The 17,893-nt window shown below is 41.5% G+C and carries 18 protein-coding genes and 1 other annotated feature; of the genes, 12 read left to right on the plus strand and 6 right to left on the minus strand.

The annotated features are described in order from the left end of the window. Positions 1-78: 78 nt before the first annotated feature. The 6 genes from KJS69_RS18060 to KJS69_RS18085 all read left to right on the plus strand — a co-directional run bounded on the left by KJS69_RS18060 (position 79) and on the right by KJS69_RS18085 (position 5,406). Positions 79-1,455 carry an ABC transporter substrate-binding protein gene (locus KJS69_RS18060; RefSeq protein WP_213585188.1) on the plus strand — a complete coding sequence of 459 codons (1,377 nt, stop codon included), beginning with the start codon at positions 79-81 and terminating at the stop codon, positions 1,453-1,455. 81 nt (positions 1,456-1,536) lie between these two features. Beyond that, positions 1,537-2,412, plus strand: coding sequence for a carbohydrate ABC transporter permease (locus tag KJS69_RS18065; RefSeq protein ID WP_213585189.1), 876 nt, complete (start codon positions 1,537-1,539; stop codon positions 2,410-2,412). A 26-nt stretch (positions 2,413-2,438) separates the two neighbouring features. Further along, positions 2,439-3,251 (plus strand): carbohydrate ABC transporter permease, encoded by an 813-nt coding sequence (locus KJS69_RS18070; RefSeq protein ID WP_213585190.1) that lies wholly within the window; start codon positions 2,439-2,441, stop codon positions 3,249-3,251. Positions 3,252-3,398: 147 nt separating this feature from the next. Next, on the plus strand, positions 3,399-3,830 hold the full coding sequence (locus KJS69_RS18075) for a BlaI/MecI/CopY family transcriptional regulator (RefSeq protein ID WP_213585191.1): 432 nt from the start codon (positions 3,399-3,401) through the stop codon (positions 3,828-3,830). Continuing rightward, on the plus strand, positions 3,827-4,627 hold the full coding sequence (locus KJS69_RS18080) for a M56 family metallopeptidase (RefSeq protein WP_213585192.1): 801 nt from the start codon (positions 3,827-3,829) through the stop codon (positions 4,625-4,627). The genes KJS69_RS18075 and KJS69_RS18080 overlap by 4 nt, the downstream gene beginning before the upstream one ends. Positions 4,628-4,725: 98 nt before the next feature. Next, complete coding sequence (locus KJS69_RS18085; protein ID WP_213585193.1) at positions 4,726-5,406, plus strand: Pr6Pr family membrane protein; 681 nt, start codon at positions 4,726-4,728, stop codon at positions 5,404-5,406. A gap of 455 nt (positions 5,407-5,861) precedes the next feature. Here KJS69_RS18085 and KJS69_RS18090 read toward each other — a convergent pair whose 3' ends face one another. Further along, positions 5,862-6,863 (minus strand): phosphotransferase enzyme family protein, encoded by a 1,002-nt coding sequence (locus KJS69_RS18090; RefSeq protein ID WP_213585194.1) that lies wholly within the window; start codon positions 6,861-6,863, stop codon positions 5,862-5,864. 396 nt (positions 6,864-7,259) lie between these two features. Here KJS69_RS18090 and KJS69_RS18095 point away from each other — a divergent pair, with 396 nt between their 5' ends. Beyond that, on the plus strand, positions 7,260-8,702 hold the full coding sequence (locus tag KJS69_RS18095; protein ID WP_213585195.1) for a serine hydrolase domain-containing protein: 1,443 nt from the start codon (positions 7,260-7,262) through the stop codon (positions 8,700-8,702). 21 nt (positions 8,703-8,723) lie between these two features. On the opposite strand, the gene KJS69_RS18100 is transcribed toward KJS69_RS18095, so the two are convergent. Then, positions 8,724-9,692 (minus strand): Ldh family oxidoreductase, encoded by a 969-nt coding sequence (locus tag KJS69_RS18100; protein WP_213585196.1) that lies wholly within the window; start codon positions 9,690-9,692, stop codon positions 8,724-8,726. A gap of 455 nt (positions 9,693-10,147) precedes the next feature. Between KJS69_RS18100 and KJS69_RS18105 the strand changes: the two genes are divergently transcribed. The 4 genes from KJS69_RS18105 to KJS69_RS18120 all read left to right on the plus strand — a co-directional run bounded on the left by KJS69_RS18105 (position 10,148) and on the right by KJS69_RS18120 (position 13,103). Beyond that, a complete protein-coding gene (locus KJS69_RS18105; protein ID WP_213585197.1) occupies positions 10,148-10,813 on the plus strand; it encodes a FusB/FusC family EF-G-binding protein in 666 nt (221 codons plus the stop codon). A 297-nt stretch (positions 10,814-11,110) separates the two neighbouring features. Next, positions 11,111-11,638 carry a DinB family protein gene (locus KJS69_RS18110; RefSeq protein ID WP_213585198.1) on the plus strand — a complete coding sequence of 176 codons (528 nt, stop codon included), beginning with the start codon at positions 11,111-11,113 and terminating at the stop codon, positions 11,636-11,638. Beyond that, complete coding sequence (locus KJS69_RS18115) at positions 11,602-12,489, plus strand: helix-turn-helix domain-containing protein (RefSeq protein ID WP_249730583.1); 888 nt, start codon at positions 11,602-11,604, stop codon at positions 12,487-12,489. Before KJS69_RS18110 ends, KJS69_RS18115 begins: the two co-directional genes overlap by 37 nt. 92 nt (positions 12,490-12,581) lie before the next feature. After that, positions 12,582-13,103 (plus strand): ankyrin repeat domain-containing protein, encoded by a 522-nt coding sequence (locus KJS69_RS18120; RefSeq protein WP_213585199.1) that lies wholly within the window; start codon positions 12,582-12,584, stop codon positions 13,101-13,103. A gap of 130 nt (positions 13,104-13,233) precedes the next feature. Here the strand turns inward: KJS69_RS18120 and KJS69_RS18125 are convergent, their stop codons facing one another. Together KJS69_RS18125 and KJS69_RS18130 are read right to left on the minus strand one after the other, a co-directional pair. Continuing rightward, complete coding sequence (locus tag KJS69_RS18125) at positions 13,234-13,998, minus strand: methyltransferase domain-containing protein (protein WP_213585200.1); 765 nt, start codon at positions 13,996-13,998, stop codon at positions 13,234-13,236. 213 nt (positions 13,999-14,211) lie between these two features. Continuing rightward, positions 14,212-14,976, minus strand: a complete 765-nt coding sequence (locus KJS69_RS18130) for a class I SAM-dependent methyltransferase (RefSeq protein ID WP_213585201.1) — start codon at positions 14,974-14,976, stop codon at positions 14,212-14,214. Positions 14,977-15,251: 275 nt separating this feature from the next. On the opposite strand from KJS69_RS18130, the gene KJS69_RS18135 reads away from it, so the two are divergent. After that, complete coding sequence (locus KJS69_RS18135; RefSeq protein WP_213585202.1) at positions 15,252-15,731, plus strand: hemerythrin domain-containing protein; 480 nt, start codon at positions 15,252-15,254, stop codon at positions 15,729-15,731. A gap of 50 nt (positions 15,732-15,781) precedes the next feature. Here the strand turns inward: KJS69_RS18135 and KJS69_RS18140 are convergent, their stop codons facing one another. Both KJS69_RS18140 and KJS69_RS18145 read right to left on the minus strand, forming a co-directional pair. Next, positions 15,782-16,066 (minus strand): hypothetical protein, encoded by a 285-nt coding sequence (locus tag KJS69_RS18140; RefSeq protein ID WP_213585203.1) that lies wholly within the window; start codon positions 16,064-16,066, stop codon positions 15,782-15,784. 545 nt (positions 16,067-16,611) lie between these two features. Next, positions 16,612-17,433: a class I SAM-dependent methyltransferase gene (locus KJS69_RS18145; protein ID WP_213585204.1), complete on the minus strand. Its 822-nt coding sequence runs from the start codon at positions 17,431-17,433 to the stop codon at positions 16,612-16,614. 39 nt (positions 17,434-17,472) lie between these two features. Continuing rightward, positions 17,473-17,695 (minus strand) — a binding site (T-box leader). Positions 17,696-17,893 lie beyond the last annotated feature (198 nt).

Genomic DNA, 17,893 nt, shown 5'->3' on the forward strand with positions numbered 1-17,893 from the left:
CAGCAAGCCATAGAAAGGTCGCATACAATTTTGTTCTTCTTTTTGTTCATCTATGTTCATCTAATGGAGGGTCACCATATGAAAAAACAGCTTAAGTATGGATTGAATTTAGTATCTGCATTTGCTTTGGCCGGAACCTTGTTAGTCGGATGTTCGAGCGGCAGCGGGCAAAATGCAAAAGAGGATGCAGTGCTTAATATTGCTACAGTAAACAACAATGATATGGTCATTATGGAAGAGATGACTTCCGAATTTACCGAAAAGACAGGGATAAAAGTAAATTATACCGTTCTCTCCGAGAATGAAATCCGTTCGAAAATTACGCAGGATGTCGGTTTAGGCGGCGGGCAGTATGATCTGTTTACTATCGGCGCTCAAGATTCAGCCGTTTATTTGGATAACGGTTGGACCGAGCCGTTGGACGGGCTGCTTAATAGCATGAGCGATGAAGAAAAAGCATGGTATGATGTCGAAGATATTTTTCCTGTAGTTAGAGATTCGCTATCCTCCGAAACGAAAGGTCTGGGGGCGCTGCCGTTCTATGCGGAAACGACATTATTATTCTATAATAAAGAAATTTTTGAAGCGAAAAATTTAACGATGCCGGAAAATCCAACGTGGGATCAGGTGTATGAGCTGGCCGTGGCAGCACAAGATAAAGAAAAAGGCATTGCCGGTATTGCCCTAAGAGGCTTGCCTGGCAGCGGACAAAATATGTTTATTTTCAGTTCTATCGCCAACGCATTTGGGGCACAATATTATGATATGGACTGGAAAGCCACGTTTAACACGCCAGAAATGAAAAATGCGATTGAATTCTATAAGAAAATTTTGGCTGATGCCGGACAAGCGGGACCTACTTCGACAGGATATACAGAAGCATTGAATTTAATGTCGACCGGGAAAGCAGCGATGTGGTACGACGCCAGTGTATCGGCCGGTACGCTCGCCAACTCCAAAGATTCTATAGTTTCCGGTAAAATCGGATATGCCATGGCGCCGCTTCAAGTGAAACAAGACGCTACCAATACCATTGGCGGCTGGGGCATTGCGATTAATGCTTCTTCCAAAAATAAAGAAGCCGCATTCAAGTTTCTGACATGGGCTACAAGCAAGGAATATATTAATCTTGTGGGCGAGAAAAAAGGCTGGGAAAGTACGCCCTCAGGCACTCGTGTATCTACTTATGACAATGAAAATTATAAGCAAGCCAGTGATTTCGCGGACATTACCAAAAAAGCTATTTTGCAAGTAGATTTTCGTAATCCTTCTGTTAATAAAACGCCCTATACAGGAAATTCCATTCCAAACATGGCTGAATATTCATCCTGGGGTGAACAAATCGCTCAATTACTTGCATCCTATTTAGTCAATCAAAAGAATATTGATGCCGTATTGGAAGAAGGACAAAAAATATTGACGGATGTAGCTGTTGAGGGAAAATACGTGAAGTAACGATAGAACTACTTTCTCCAAAATTACTGGTACGCCGCATGTACGTACCAGTAATTTTATTAATTGCAGAGGAGAAGAACAATGATTACAAAGGGCGATAAAAGTAAATTATTAATTCTTCCAGCTCTTATTGTAGTTGGAGTGGTTACACAGATTCCATTTATTCTTACCATCATCTTTTCATTTATTAGTTGGAACGTCAAAAGACCCGATTTAGGCATAAAGTTTGCCGGAATCGACAATTATAAAAGAATATTAACGGACAGTCAGTTTTATCAAGTTGTATTTAATTCTTTATTGATTGTTGTCGTTGCTTTAACGATATGTACGGTGCTTGGCATTTTATTCGGTTTGATGCTTAACCGAAACTTTAGGGGAGTTAATCTGCTAAGAACGCTGTTTGTTATCCCTTATTTTGTGATGGAAGCGGTAGTCGGTATTATATGGAAAACATTGATGCTGAATCCATCGCTTGGTCTGAATTATTATATCTCCAGCGCACTGGGGATAGAACCGATTGATTTCTTTGGAAAATATGCATTGCTGACCATTATGATCCTAATCATATGGCAGTGGACCCCTTTCTTCTTTCTCATCATTATGGCCGGATTGCAAAACATGCCGTCTGAAATTATAGAAAGCGCCAAAATCGATGGGGCTACAGGTTGGAAATTGTTAACCCATATTCAATTGCCTCTCATTAAAGATCATATCAATGTAGCCATGACATTGGGGTTGATCAATATTTTGAAAGTGTTCGGATTAATTTATGTAACGACATCCGGAGGTCCGGGCAGTTCGTCAAGCAATTTGCCGTATTATTCCTATAAGGCGCTGTTCTATGATTGGAATGTGGGAACAGCTGCCGCTATCGCCGTAGTTACCGTAGCACTTACGCTTATTGTTGTCCAAAGATTTTATGGATTTATGATGAAAAAGAATACAAAGAATATATGAGCATCCTAGTCTAGGTGGTGAAAAGAATGAGCAGGCGTTTAAAAAATAATCTGGTGACAACAATAGCGTATGCTGTAGTCTTATTGTGGCTCTTTCCTATGCTGTATATGTTTTTGTCCAGTTTCAAATTTGAAAGCCAAGTTGCAGTTCCATCATTAGCTTTTACACCGACAATGGACAATTATCGGGCTGTTGTTACCCCCGATTTTTTTAAACATTTATCAAACTCTGTGCAAGTTACTTTCGGTACGGTCATAATATCCGCAATTTTAGGTGTGCTGGGTTCCTACGCTTTAGTCTATTCCTCTATAAAAAAAGCGAATAACATTTACTTTTGGTTTATTACAACCATCTTTTTGCCGGCGGTTGCCGTTATTACCCCTGTCTATATTGTGTTGGCGAAAGTAAATATGTTGGATACGAAGCTGGCTTTAATTTTGCTGAATACGGGCGCGGGTATTCCTTTGATGATTTGGATGTGTACCACCTACTTCAAAGAAATTCCCGGTGAAATTATAGAAGCGGCTACAATAGACGGCTGTTCGAAACCGGGTACGTTCTTCAAAATTATGCTGCCTTTAATTAAAAACGGCATCATCTCATCGGCATTACTGGTATTTATAGTTACGTGGAATGAGTTTTTCTTTGCCGTAACCGCAACCGCTACAAAATCGGCGACCCTGCCGGTCTATATGAGTAAGTTTATGACACAGCAAGGGTATTTTTGGGGCAAGATGTCAGCTGCCGGTACGATGGTCGTTCTCATTCCCGTTCTGCTCGGCTTCTTTACTTATAAGTCCTTTGTTAAAGGGCTGACAGCCGGTTCCGTTAAAGGATGAAAAATGAAAGCCCTGAGCTCCCTGTCCAAATGAAGTCCAGTCGTTATAATGACTGGGCTTTGTTTATATTTATGGGAATGAAAAATTAGAATTGACATTCACCCCACGACCATACTACAATACGTAGTATTAGGAAGTGAATATAAAATGAAAATCAAAAGAATGAATGTGGATGGTCAAGGTTTGAACCGCTTTTTTGGATCACTCGAATCCAAAATAATGGATATTTTATGGTCATCCCCACCCTTAAGCATTAGGGAAGTACAATCCATATTAACTGAAGAAACCCCCATTACAATCAATGCAGTGATGACGGTGATGAATCGGTTAGTGGACAAAGGTCATCTGTCTAAGAAGACAGCAGGGACTGGAAGGGCACGTGCAGCCAAATTCAGACCCGTTCAATCGAAAGAACAATTTCTGGCGGAACAAATGAAAGTCGTATCGCAAGGACTCATTGAGGAATACGGCAGTTTGGTTGTAACCCATATGATCGAGGCGCTGGATGATGTCGATCCGGAGGTGATTGCCAGATTGGAACGGAAATTAAGCGAAATGAAAAGTGGGAAAAAACAATGAACTCTGTCGTAAAAATGCGGCTAATCTATGCTCTCATCATTTTTTTTGTTTTGAGCGTAACCGTGCAGATGGGTCTGTTCTTGACCAATCAAATCAGGGACTTCAAATGGCATGAAATACCGATCTCTAACGTTTTGTTCGATCTTCTCATTGTATACACATTCGTCCGAATCATGTGGCGGATAGCAAAACAGTGGTATTCGTCGCGCAAATGGCTAAAAATTTTCCGCTCTCACACTCATAACAAATTAACCAGACAGTTCAATTATAAGTACCGCAGATGGAAAACCGAATTGATTGTGGTGGAAGACAATGCCTTTATTGCTCTGACGATGGGCATGCTGCGCCCGAAAATTGTTATATCTACAGGCGTTTTAAAATTATTTACCGACATGGAAGTCAAGGCGATCTTGCTGCATGAATGGTATCATTGCCGCAAAAGGGACAATATCAAAATGTTCATTTCTGCTCTTTTCGTAGATGCCTTCGGATATTTGCCGATTATCCAACCGTCGGTCCGTTTCTTTAAAACAATGAAAGAGCTGCTCGCGGATCGTTTCGTTATCAAGCAGATGGGGACGGAATTATACTTGGGCAATGTTTTGTTGAAGTTAGTTCAATTGGGGAAGATAAAACGGCGCGAGGCGGCGATTCATTTCACGGAGACGGCGATCGATTATAGAATCATGCAAATACTTGAACCTGAGAAGGCCGTGAGAGTGCCGATAGCGTTGTTCAGACCGTTATTGTTATCTTGTTCCTTCCTGCTTCTGATTATGATAGGCGGGTGTTCATAACCCCGCTTTTCTTTTGGATCACGATACTACAATGCGTAGTATCGTGATGGAGGACAGTATTTCGACTTGATACATTATTTTAATTAAGGAGAGAGATTATGTCTGAATTTTTATCAAAAGAAAAAAGAATAACTGCCAAAGTGATTTTCCATATTCTAGTAGCCATCACAGGAATCATCAGTATATTTTTACATATCCTTTATTCTCCCGCACCCTTCGTATCCATGACCAAATTTACGATCCATGCTAATCTATTCATTGTATTGACATTCTCCGTTAGCACTGCGACTATACTGCTCAAGAGAACGGAAGGCAAACTTCTGGATTTCTGCAAAAATGCATCTCTAATCTATATCGCTGTGGGTTTTCTCACTTATCACTTTCTCCTCTCCAGCGGCGGAACCTACAGTGGACCTCGAATCATTACAAACTTTACCCTGCACTACTTAATTCCGGTGCTTGTGCTTTTTAACTGGATGTTTTTTGAAGAGAAGAAATCTTATCGCTATAAATACGTTATTTATTGGTTAGGCTTCCCGGTTCTTTATTGCGCCGTTTCTTTAATCAGAGGATTATTTGACGGATTTTACCCGTATTTTTTTCTAAATCCTCATGGTAACATTCCTGCTGGAGTCGGTAACTACGCAAATGTAACTTTATTCATTATTGGATTTGCTTTTGTCTTTTCCATATTTGGGTTTCTGTTGATAATTACAAATAAAGCTATTCTGACCTTTAAAAATAAAGGGAAACTATTGAAGGACCAATCATATCAGTAAATGTGCAGACCTGGATTCCCTGCCGCGATTCATCTTCAGCATCTTCTTAAAGGAAAGAAATGTGTGGATTTCCGCTCGGGTATTTACTAAAATACGGGATGATCGTAGCTTTCGAGCGTAACGGAGGCAACGGAACCCGACAATCGTAACATCAGCAAGCAACAATATAGAACGCGATAGAACGCGCAGAACCAAGAGGTCTTGCGCGTTCTCTCCATATTTCACTATTCCTGCTTTGCCTTCTCATCTTTAATCTTAATTTCTAGCTCCTCTTGCAGTTTCCGTAAAAAAGTAATAACATTATCATCCGAATTCGCAAAATCATCTATTTCACAAAAACTGTACCCCTATGCAATACAGGCATCGACAATGGGAAATCAGACCAATCCTACCAATATGCGGATCATTGGCTATCAAATTGAGGGAATTTTATTTCGGCAATGCAGCGTTTCTTCTCAAAGCCCCCCATAATGGTTGTCCAACTCATCCCACATCCCGGTTAACCATATCATTTCTTCGGCAAAGCGTTTCGGAGGGACGCTGAAATCATCCATATCTCCTTTCAACCACCAGTGTGCTTCTCGACACCATAACAGTTTGAAAGCAAGGGGCAGTCCACCTAACGGTAATTTATGTTCCTCCCGATACCCGGCCAAAAATGCCTCTACAGCTTTCAGACGGAGATCCCCCTCGCAAAGAGCCCCGGATAACAAAATACGTGAAACATCGATTTCCGGGTAGCCAAACTTAACATTATCGAAATCAACAACCATGATCTTATCATTATTCCCGATCATAATGTTGTCTACCCAGTAGTCCCAGTGGGCCCATCTTTGTTCAAGGGAATCGAACATCGTCACATCCAGAGCAGACAAGATATTTCCTTGCTTTTCAATAGCTTTCATGACAAGATCATTCGGATTTGGATGTTCAAGCGCGGCCTCCAGGTTTATCTTCCACTTTTCCCTCATCGCTGTTATCGAAGGCTTCCACCCGGAGCCGTTGTTGGTGAAGCGAGATAAAAGGTTATGCATTTTGCCCGTTGATTTACCGATTTGATGCATGTGGGCTGTCTCCACTTGACCTGCTTTGAACGTTCTTCCATCCATATGATGCATAATTACATAATAATGGCCGGATTCCGTCCGATGTATGTATCTATGATTCAGGTCCAAAATACCTGGACATATTTGAGCATTCTCGTAAAGATAATTCTGAAAGGATAGTGAGCGTTCCAAATCGAGGCGGCGCCCCTCTTCATTAAGCGGATACCTTTGCGGATGGTAGCATTTTACGAACAATGGCCCCCCGGTTGTTTCGATACTCCATTTCATGTTGCGAAGTCCAAGAAAATTGGGAACATATCCATAAATTTTTACCCCGAAAGTGTCTGCAATGTGGGCAAATACTTCTTCTCTGATCACGGGATCATCGACAACACGAGCATCAGTAGACATGACCATAATCAATCCTACCTTTCGTTAAAGACAACAGATAATAATAATTTACCATATAATGGAGGTAGATAGTGAAGGCAACTCGTGGCTGCGCAGTTTAAACGTCATTATAAAAAACTTAATGACCTGCGTTACCTGATTGTCATCTTTCATTTCCCAAAATAATATACCGCACCTAAAATCAATTACAAGCTGAAAATAAAGTGCTGACCATTGTAAGATAAACAAATCAGCTCCCGATATGCTTTATCGTTGGTCAATAATATTGTAGAAAATACGGATTTACAGGGGCTTACCGTCCGACAAACATCTATAGATAAGATATAAATAGAAAGAAGGTAAACGTAGGTAATTTATAGAAAACAGTATGAGATGATGAATTAGGAGGAGGATATTTTGGAAATATCAACGGATATTCCTGAAAATCATAGATTATCTTCGCAGGCTTTAATAGAGTTTTTCAATCGAATCGAACAACTTAAATTGGAAGTTAACAGCTTTATTCTGCTACAAGATGGTAAAGCTACCGCCCAATTTTGGCGACCACCCTATCGTAAGGATACTCCGCAACTATTATATTCTCTGAGCAAAAGCTTTACTTCTATAGCTGTAGGAATCGCATGGGATAACGGATTGCTAGATTTAGATGATAAAGTCCTATCTTTTTTTCCTGAAAAACTACCGAGCCATGTTTCACCCAATTTAACTAAAATGACTGTTCATCATTTGTTGTCTATGAACGCAGGGCACCATGATAATATCTATGCTACAGTAGCGAAGGAACAGGACTGGGTAAAGACGTATTTATCTTTAGATGTTGAACATGAACCGGGAAGTCACTATCGTTACAGCACCCATTCTACATATATGTTGTCTGCAATAATCAAACAGGTAACAGGTCAAAATATGGTTGACTTTTTAATGCCCAGATTATTCGAACCATTAGGGATATCAAGACCATCATGGGAAACCTGCCCACTGGGCATGACAGCAGGTGGAATGGGATTAAGCCTATCAACCGAAGGGATAGCTAAATTTGGCCTTATGCTCTTGAATAAAGGGGTCTACAAAAATAAAAGAATTGTTTCTGAGCAATTCATTGAGTTGGCTACAACGGAACAAAGTGATAATCGTGCAGGAGCAGAGAGAATAGACTCAGCACAAGGTTATGGATATCAATTTCATTTATGTCGGCGCGGATGTTACAGGGGTGATGGTGCTTTCGGTCAATTATGTTTTGTAGCTCCAAAAGAAAATATAGTCATTGCCGCAACTTCAAGCTTCAAGAATATGAAGCCACTACAGACACTTTTAGATTTAATTTATGAACATATTATCGACCAATTAGACAATAATGCTTCCTACAATCCTGAATACAATATAGAACTACAAAAACTATTATCTAAACTTCCTAATGCTGTTCCTGCAATCAAGCCTGTACCCGTCAACACGCCAATGGTTAATAATACCTGCTATATTATAAATGAAAATCCTCATGGTCTCAAAAAAATTATCTTCCACTTGAAGGATGAGCAGTTGAAACTTCAAGTTTTTTACGGAGATGATAGAGACAACATTTTGCCATTTGATTTTACGAAAGCGATGCATACTAAGGATGTATTCAACAAAGATTTATCCATGCATCTTCAAGAGGTTGTCACTTACGCTTCTTGGCAAGATAATAGTACCTTACAGCTTACTCTTTTCTACATCGAAACTCCATACGTGGTCACTTATACAATAATATTCCATGACCAAACCATTGATTTTCATTTCAACATCAACGTATCTCTTAACATATCAGAATATAAAGTCACCGGGAATTTAATGAATGTTTAATAAAACTGATATGGCTAATCGTCAATGCTGACAATACTCCTCAAGAGTCGCAACAAGTGAAGACGGAAGATCTATTTCATCCTCAACATGGCTGCTCCCGGGGATATAAATCCCTTTGGAGGACAATCGTTCGATTTGAGACGCCATTCGAGCCGAAAAACCCGGAGCGAGCAGTTCGGGGGTTAGGGCAACTATGAACAGGCCTACACCAGGCGAATGACTCCCTTCCTCGAAGGATGGAGCATCAAGTGACCAGTTCGCGCCTGTCGTACCTGCAGCGAGAATTTCAACCATCAGTGCGATATTGGCACCGCGCATACCCCCGAAAGCAAGTAAAGCCCCCTGGATTGCTTCACGCAGATCCATTGTTTCCTGTCCCTTCCCATCAATGGCCCAGCCTTTGTGGATTCCCTCCCCCCGCTCTGCCGCCTGCCGTATGTTGACAAAAGCCGTGGCACTGGACGCCTGATCGATCACCAAGGGGGCCCTGTTATCGACAGGTACAGCGAATGCTAGAGGATTGGTGCCATAAACAGCCTCGCTGCTTTGGCCCGCAGCCATTAAGGCCGATCCATTGGTCGCAGCCATCGCTACCAATCCCTCACGGGCGAGACGCCTTACATAATAGCCCAATTCTCCAGCCGTATAACTGTTCTTTAACGCTAATACGGTTACACCATAAGCCCTTGCCCGTGTTTGCAATTCCTCGAATGCACGATCAAAACCAAGTTGGGCAATCCCCCCCTTGGCATCGACCTGAATGAGCGCAGGGGCTGGAAAGCAGATCTCAGGCTCTTCTGTGCCCGCAATGCGACCACACAAAAAGCCTTCCAAATAATCGGGAAGATGAGCAAATCCAACCGAACTCCGACCGGAGCATTCCGCAGCGACCGTTGCTTCAGCAAGAGAGCTTGCCACCGCTTTGCTCGCACCAGCGGCAACACACGCGCGAATAGCCAATTCTCTTGCGCTGTTAAGATCATATCGCATTGGCTATTCTCCTGACACTCGGCTGAATTTTCTCTATTATATTCGGGGATACAGTTACCGGCTTATTTATTGCTATCCTATTTCCTCTCACATTTCGTCACACTCCCCGACTGAATTCTCTTCTTTACATGCATACAAGTTTTCATAATTATACAATGAAAATAGGTTAGCCCAGACTTTCAAATCAGCTTCGGTGAAACTTTTCCTATATTAGATTTTGGATTTGCTGCAAATGCTGAATTATTTTATAATGCAGAAAAAGGGAGGTCGGTAAAAATGGCAAAGCACTTTGCCAGAATCGGCAGCGACTCATGCAGAGCCTAACATTAGGGCGATACTTTGCATGGGGCGAACGGTATCATTAATATTGTCGCCCGAGAGAGCTTTATATCGTTTCTAATAAGAGGCTTTGCTCCTTGTATTACTTTTAATAAAAAATAAGGGGCTGAAAAGCAATGGTCAAACCATTTATTAGAAACCATCAATATAACTTAATCAAGAAGCAGGCCGAGCTGCTGCAGCATGCCTGCAATACCATTTCCGATCCGAAAATGGTGGAGGCGGTAAGATATAGCGCACATGCCAAAATTGTAGAAGCGTTCCCGCATGCAACAGAGCTTCAAAAACAAGCGTTGGCGGATATTTCGACGTTAAATACGGCGGGAGAATTTCAGCACTATCTGCAGTCGCTGGAACCATATATGATGGAATTTGCACAAGTGACGGAAAAGCAGCTAAAGAAAAATTTCCCTAAAATCAAAAAACTGAAGGTTCCTGATTTAACCGCTCTCGATTATCGGTATGTCACTTATCTTGGCTGGACCGACATCGCTACGAATAAAATGTTTCTCGTTTACCATCTGAACGGGCAACTCGTCGGCATCGAAGGAAGATATACCCCGACGAATAAGAAAAGTGTATGTTTTGTGTGCAACCGGCATGAAGAGGTTGCGTTATTTTCAGCAATATCCAAATCTAAGCCGGCTAACGCTTCGCCTGATTACTACAAGGCGATCGGCAACTATTTGTGTGTGGACAGCGACATTTGCAACAAGAACATCACGGCTGTCACCGCTTTGGAAAAGTTCGTCAATAAAGTGATGGGATACGATGAATCGTGAATGAATTCTCGTATCCGTTATGATCGCCATATTCTTGAGCGCTATGGCGCTGCGATACGAAATGATGCGTAAGCATGGAGCAACTGGAGCCCGTCATTGATGGCGGGCTCTTTTGCATTTAATGGAAAAAGTTGAGAAAGAACCGTTGTCTGCAGCATCCTTCTCTACCTTTAGTGAAGCTTGAGCCACAGTACGTAACTGCATATGGCGATTCAGTTGGTAAACTTTGATATTTAGCTCTAAAATAATAATTATACTCAGAAAATTCCATTATCATGGAAAGGAGCAAATATACCAATGAATTTTAATATGAAGGAAGCTATTGAGGTTCTGGAACGTACACCCCAAGCACTGGATTCTTTTTTATATGGCTTGTCTGATGGATGGCTGCAATGCAATGAAGGCGAAGGAACCTGGAATGTCTCTGAAGTGATCGAGCACCTTATTGAAGGAGAGAAAAATAACTGGATACCCCGGTTGGAATTTATTGTTCAGAAAGGTGAAAGTGAACCTTTTCCCCCATTTGATCGCTATTCACACTTAAATGAAAAGTCCGAAAGTTCGATGGAACAAAAATTGCTTGAATTCAAAACGATTAGAGCACGAAATATTTCAAAACTTAAAGAACTTATCGATCCTGAATTACATCTCGAATGGACGGGTTCACACCCCGCATTCGGTGTAGTGAAGGTAAGAGAATTGCTTTCTACGTGGGTTGTTCACGATCTGACACACACTGCTCAAATCGTACGGGTCATGTCCGAGAGATACAGGCCGGACGTTGGGCCTTGGATAGAATATTTAGGCATATTGAAAAAGAAATGACGCATGTAAATATTCAAGGCTGCAATCCGATTCTCCATGCCAGAAGCAAAAATTATTTTTGGGAGGGCAAAGGCGCGTTATCCGTTAAAACATTTAAGAATGGACGAGCTTTTTACCAGGCCGGTCACGGGCACTTCGCTGTTGATGAGGGGAACTATCTTTTGCTTAATCGCGATCAGGAGTACTCGATTACAATTGAATCAGAGGTTCCTGTGGAATCATTCTGTATCTTTTTCCCTGAAATGATGGTTGAAGAGGTCTATCATGATACGATGGCATCCAATGAGCAGTTATTAGATAACCCCGACTTTTCCAAGTCAAAGTCGGTTGATTTTGTTGAGAAAACTTACAGTGACCAATGGATTGCGGCCGCTTTACTTCAAATAAAAGCTGGGTATACCAATAAACCTTTTGATAGAACATGGCTGGAAGAAAAATTATACGAATTAGCATACGGTCTCCTGAAGGCTCACCGGCAGGTTAATAATGAAATCATGAAGCTTCCGTCCCTGAAAGCCTCAACGCGTAAGGAATTGTATAAAAGAATACAGATAGGCCATGAGTTTATTTCCGCCTATTTTGACCAATCCCTAACCTTAGCGGATATAGCAAGAGCAGCCTGTTTATCACCAAATCATTTTCTTAGAAACTATAAGCAATTGTTTGGCATGTCTCCTCATCAATTTCTAACTGAAAAAAGGCTGCAAGAAGCAAATAGGCTTCTTCTCCAAACCGACAAGTCTATAACTGCTATTTGCTTGGAAGTTGGATTCCAGAGTCCCAGTTCGTTTAGTGGGCTATTCTCCAAACGTTTTTCCATGACCCCTTCGCAGTATCGTCAAAAAAGGTGATTTTCAAGAAGTCGATTTTCAAATTCTCGTTATCATTATAGATATAACCGATAGTTCATAACTTAAAATGGTTGAAGGAGAGGAGAGAGGAAATGGAGCTCAACCAAATCATGGATGTTGGATTTCAAGCGGTTCAGTCAGGGGATGCTTCACGGCTAAAGGATATTTTAGAATCTCGTCCACATCTAGCAAATTCGGAAAATGGAGATGGACTAACCCTATTAGGGTATGCGGCGCATTATGGTAACAAAGAGGCAGTGAAGATCTTGCTGGATTATGGTGCCGATGTGAATGCATTGTCTCATTCCAAGGTTTCTTACATTCCTTCGAATACAGCATTGCATGCTGCCATTGCGGGGGAACGTAGCCTGGATGTCATCAAGCTGCTTTTAGCACACCATGCTCAGACCAACCTATTCGACAGCAATGGTCATACTTGTCTGCACACTGCTGCATTCCATGATGATAACCTGGAAATTATTCGCTTGTTGCTGGAGCATGGGGCCGATATTAACGCTAGAATCGAAGGCGGAGATACGGCATTGTCTCTTGCGATCCAGCAAGGTAACCATAACGTAGCGGAGCTTCTTCGTCACAGTGGAGCGCTGCTATAATTTAAGAGCAGCTTGCTATAGGTACGTTAAGTATCGATTTGGCTATACCATTGCTCATCCTCTAGCTTTTTCGTTACAGGAATGAGTTCATTAAAGTGGAGCCTTCCTCTTGGGAAAACTCCACTTTTTCTTAGATCGCTTCTGCTTTAATAATAAAGCGATGTTGATATACATCAAAATAGCCTTGCTTCTGAATGATCCCATGGATTTCATACAACTTATCGAGATATAGTTCAGGTTCAAATCCAGGTACCTGCCAAGGGATGGCCTTTAAATAATAGACTAAAGCACCGATATCATAAAATCGTTGAACGGGATATTCCTCCCGCCCTTCTGTAACTCTAAACCCATTCTCCTTCAGTTCCTCCATGGCTACATTCAAGTTCCAATGGGCGAACTCTTCATTTAAAGGCACCCCTAATTTTTCGTTGATTTGCCTGCAGTCCGTTCCACCGCTTTGTTGGGTAATAAAGAGCCCTTGATCGGAAATAATCCTTTTGACTTCTTGTGGAGAATAAGACTCATGGCGGTTAATGATTAAATCAAAGCATGAATCTTCAAAAGGAAGCCTAGTATCCTCCTCAACCTGCACCACTTTAACTCCTAACGGTTCAAGTCTCTGTTTAGCTATTGGAATATTAGGCTTGTATCCCTCCGTTGCATATACAGATTTAGGGAAGAACGCTTTGAATTCGGATAAAAATTCTCCTCCGCCCGTACCCATATCAAGCAATGAGGCTGCATTTTGAACAAGGGGCATTACCTGACTACCATAAGACCAAGATAGTAATTGGTGCTGCATACGTCCGGTTTCGGTAATGGTTGAAAAATCCCAGCCCGTAAAATTTCGATTGCCGTCTCTAATGTAAGTTAAAAAATGTTTGTCGGTTAACACATTGTCCCCTCCAAATAAAAGTATAGTTATTGCTGAAAACTATAACTGCTTAAAAGGAGGTCCTCTTATCCATTGGCAAAATAGTTACTTTTCATGTTCAAAATAATTCATCTCAATACCTCTCAACCAAATTTTATTTATCTCCTTCATAAACTGTCGAGATGGATAAACTAAAGGGGACGAGCCTGATATAAGCTGCGCCCCTCATCTAGATTATTTTACAGCTTCGTATATGAAGCTTTGCTTTGCGTCGCACGGCACCTTGCCATGTACAAAATCAGCTGACACGGTTACATCCGAAAATCCGACGCTTTCGAGAACCAGCTTGAACTCTTCAACCCCGTACCAACGTAACGCAAAACGCTGCAATTCGGTTTGAATGAGCTTTCCATCCCGCCATTTTTCATACTTCAAATAGGACACTTTATATTGGTTAAATAAGTCAGCTTCTACCTGCTTCTCTTCCATCGTAATTAGATCACCATTCGGAAAATGGAAGGTGGATATGCCCTCGAACCTCCCCGTCTCAAAATTGGCATCGGGCAGGAAAAGGTCAAGCATCAGCCGTCCGCCAGGTTGAAGATGCTCATAAAGCTTCCTTAAAGCTTGGATTGACTCCTGACGGTTTTCAATTAATAAGAAGGAACCGGCCGGAATAAAGATGGCCTCGTATTGGTAAGGCAGGGAGAGCTCCTGTAGATTGGACTGGTATAAATTAGCCTGAAGTCCGCGCTCTTCACAACGTTGGCGGCAAGAAAACAACATTTCAGGGGAATAGTCCACTCCATCTATAGCAAGACCCGACTCGAGAAGTGGAATCAGTACTCGCCCGGAGCCGGCCATGGCTTCCAGAATGCGCCCCTTACAATGCTTTAGCTTATCTTGATAATATTCTAAGTCACCGCCGATGGATTGTCCGACTTTTTTGGTAAGATCATAAACCTCTGTACAAAGTTCACCGTAATAACTAAACGACATACTCCTATCCCTCCGTTAATGGTTGATTACGGAAGGGGCTTGATCAGATGCTTATCCCTTCCGTGCTTTAATTAAACTGAATTTTTTATATTGGAGGACTGACATGAAGACCACTCACCTTCTATGTATAATTAATCCAATTATATACTTCCAGAAAACTCCGATCAATGGAATAATAAAATATAGCTGAGTATGGCTTTCTTTAAACATTCGGAAGCTAATCATGGCGACTGACTACAAACCAGGCTTCTAAAAAATACGAGGAGGAGAACAAGATGAAACGATTGTCCAGACACGAGGCCATGAGACCCTTGTCTCGTCATCATCATCATGCACTGGTCATGGTATTAAACATTAGAAAAACGTTGACGAATGAAGGAACTGCAGAGGATAAAGCTGTAAAAGCTTTGAGAGCGAAATTACTTCAATTTTGGGAAACGGGGGGACAGGAACATTTTCGCGAGGAAGAAGAGATTTTATTGCCGGCATACTCACGTTACGCACCCATTCATCAGGAAGAAATTATCGAGATGCTAATGGAACATGTGCAAATTAGAGCTTTGATAGCAGCGATCTCCGATGAAGAAGGAGATCTGGTAGTTCATATGCGTAAGCTGTCCGAGGTGTTAGAACAACATGTCCGCAGAGAAGAGCGTGTGATTTTTCCAATGATGGAAGCGGCACTGCCAGAGGAAGAATTAAAAAAACTGGCCCCCTATTTTCACGAATTTCATAAAGGTAATCCTAATGAATAATAAATCGGACTCTGACCTTTCTATGGTCAACATAAGACTTGTTAGAAGGATCATTCTTTAGTTAGTAATTTGCGAACGTCGGCTTCGACCACCAACAATCTATCATTAAGCACATTAATTTGATGCTCGTGCCGATCAGTACGGGTGGTGATCTTCTTATCGACCAAATGCAGCATCGAGATGACGTCCTCTCTCTGAGAACATTCCATACGGTCTAGCTGCTCTCCTACTATACTCATCTGAGTTTCCAGTGACGTCATTCTATTCTCCATCGATGTCATACTGCTCTCCATCGATGTCATATTACTCTCCATCAACGTCATTCTACTCTCCATCGATGTCATACGCCTATCCATTGAGGCTATCTCGGTTTCCATAGACGTCATACGATTCTCCATAGACGTCATGCGGCTATCCATCGAGGCTATCTGAGTTTCCATTGACGTCATGCGATTCTCCATAGACGTCATGCGGCTATCCATCGAGGCTATCTGAGTTTCCATTGACGTCATGCGATTCTCTATAGACGTCATGCGATTTTCTAGACCGTCCAACCTGATAGTGATAGGCGTTAATTCTTCCTTCAGTACTTCCTTGAGCATTTCTCTTAACTGATCCATTTTCCTCACCTCAAAGTATAGAGAATGAAGTTGTTCTATGGGGCAATTCTAAGTATAGTATATCTAAAAAACAAATGGAATGCAAACATATGTTCCCATATAAAAGTGCTGGATTTGGTTCTTTAGTACCACAAACCAATTAATAGAAGGTATAACGAACTATATTCAATGCTATCTGGAGGTTTCATAAGCTAACCTCCTGCAGAAGGTTAGCTTATGAACTTGTAGCTCGGTCAGGCTATTTAACTAAATTATCATCGTTATGGAAGGACAGAGGATTTTTTTCTCCCTATATATAGTAAATGGGAGGATACCCCCAACACCGACGGATCTCGTGCCAGCTTTAGGAGTAAATCTATCCATTTTTCTTTGTCCCCTCGTTCGCTCCAATATTGTTTTTGTTCATCGTTTAGCAAGGCACCTAAATTAGAGGAGCCAATCAAGTCAACCGTTTCAAATCCATGGCTCTCCATGAACGGTTTGATCTCTTCCACGTTGTAATAATAAGCTCCCGTGAACCGGCCTTTATCCCTATGATTAAAAATTCCATCTTCTATAAAACGATGGATGGAATCCATGTTATCATTAGGCTGCCAAAATTGTGGAAAAAGCAAAGAGGTAAGGATCATCCTCATTCGGCTTTGGAAGGCTACAAAAACGACGCCATTATTCTTGGTCACACGATGTAACTCCCTAACAGCAGCTATTCGTTCGTCTTCTTTTTGCAAATGATACAGGGGGCCTAACATTAGAGAAGCATCAAAGACTTCATTGGAAAGACCAGCTAAATGGGTTGCGTTCAGGACGTGAAATCCACCAAATTTATGGCTTAATCCCAATTCATCTGCCTTTTCTTTGGCAAGGTCGACTAAATGAGGTGTCAGATCGGCAAGAGTTACGTTGTATCCGTGTTTCGCTAATTCAAGTGAGTATTTCCCGGGACCTGCACCGTTATCTAAGACATTACCAGACCCAGGCAAGTATTGTTTCATATAATGCCAATTAATAATGAACTCCAATGGCTCCCTGTCCAATCTTCCCCACTCATCAAAACCAGAATAGTACTCAACAACGTTGCTCATACTCTTCCCCTCCTGGATAACAAAAATAACCCATCACCACAAAGAGGCGATAGGTTTTACCTTCACGGTACCACTCTTCTTGATTCGCAACCAAAATAAACGAATCCTTCGGAACCCGATTACGGAGGTTACCCGTTAAGATCTACAACCCTTCGATCTTACCGCTCAAGGGCGAGTTGGGGAAACTATTGACTGTCTTACACTAATTCGACAGCTCTCTGGACAACAGTTATTCCTTAATACTCCCTATCCTTGCGTTTTAGTTTATAAAATTTTAGTGAATGGTGAAAGTATATACTGGAAGATAATTCCTGTCAATTGGTATTTAGATTTAGAGCCACTCTCTTTAACCTAAGAACTTCTTTTACATTGTTCGGCAAAATACAGCAAATTTGTTGACGATGCAATATATTCCATGTATGGTATTTCTAGTACTTCCTTCCTATACTTAATCGTACGT

It is taken from the genome of Paenibacillus sp. J2TS4, from assembly GCF_018403245.1.
GTDB lineage: Bacteria > Bacillota > Bacilli > Paenibacillales > NBRC-103111 > Paenibacillus_L.

Coding starts and splice junctions, on each gene's coding strand:
- KJS69_RS18060 (WP_213585188.1), top strand. CDS start 79: ATGAAAAAACAGCTTAAGTATGGATTGAATTTAGTATCTGCATTTGCT.
- KJS69_RS18065 (WP_213585189.1), top strand. CDS start 1,537: ATGATTACAAAGGGCGATAAAAGTAAATTATTAATTCTTCCAGCTCTT.
- KJS69_RS18070 (WP_213585190.1), top strand. CDS start 2,439: ATGAGCAGGCGTTTAAAAAATAATCTGGTGACAACAATAGCGTATGCT.
- KJS69_RS18075 (WP_213585191.1), top strand. CDS start 3,399: ATGAAAATCAAAAGAATGAATGTGGATGGTCAAGGTTTGAACCGCTTT.
- KJS69_RS18080 (WP_213585192.1), top strand. CDS start 3,827: ATGAACTCTGTCGTAAAAATGCGGCTAATCTATGCTCTCATCATTTTT.
- KJS69_RS18085 (WP_213585193.1), top strand. CDS start 4,726: ATGTCTGAATTTTTATCAAAAGAAAAAAGAATAACTGCCAAAGTGATT.
- KJS69_RS18090 (WP_213585194.1), bottom strand. CDS start 6,863: ATGTCTACTGATGCTCGTGTTGTCGATGATCCCGTGATCAGAGAAGAA.
- KJS69_RS18100 (WP_213585196.1), bottom strand. CDS start 9,692: ATGCGATATGATCTTAACAGCGCAAGAGAATTGGCTATTCGCGCGTGT.
- KJS69_RS18105 (WP_213585197.1), top strand. CDS start 10,148: ATGGTCAAACCATTTATTAGAAACCATCAATATAACTTAATCAAGAAG.
- KJS69_RS18110 (WP_213585198.1), top strand. CDS start 11,111: ATGAATTTTAATATGAAGGAAGCTATTGAGGTTCTGGAACGTACACCC.
- KJS69_RS18120 (WP_213585199.1), top strand. CDS start 12,582: ATGGAGCTCAACCAAATCATGGATGTTGGATTTCAAGCGGTTCAGTCA.
- KJS69_RS18130 (WP_213585201.1), bottom strand. CDS start 14,976: ATGTCGTTTAGTTATTACGGTGAACTTTGTACAGAGGTTTATGATCTT.
- KJS69_RS18135 (WP_213585202.1), top strand. CDS start 15,252: ATGAAACGATTGTCCAGACACGAGGCCATGAGACCCTTGTCTCGTCAT.
- KJS69_RS18140 (WP_213585203.1), bottom strand. CDS start 16,066: ATGGAGAGTAGAATGACGTTGATGGAGAGTAATATGACATCGATGGAG.
- KJS69_RS18145 (WP_213585204.1), bottom strand. CDS start 17,433: ATGAGCAACGTTGTTGAGTACTATTCTGGTTTTGATGAGTGGGGAAGA.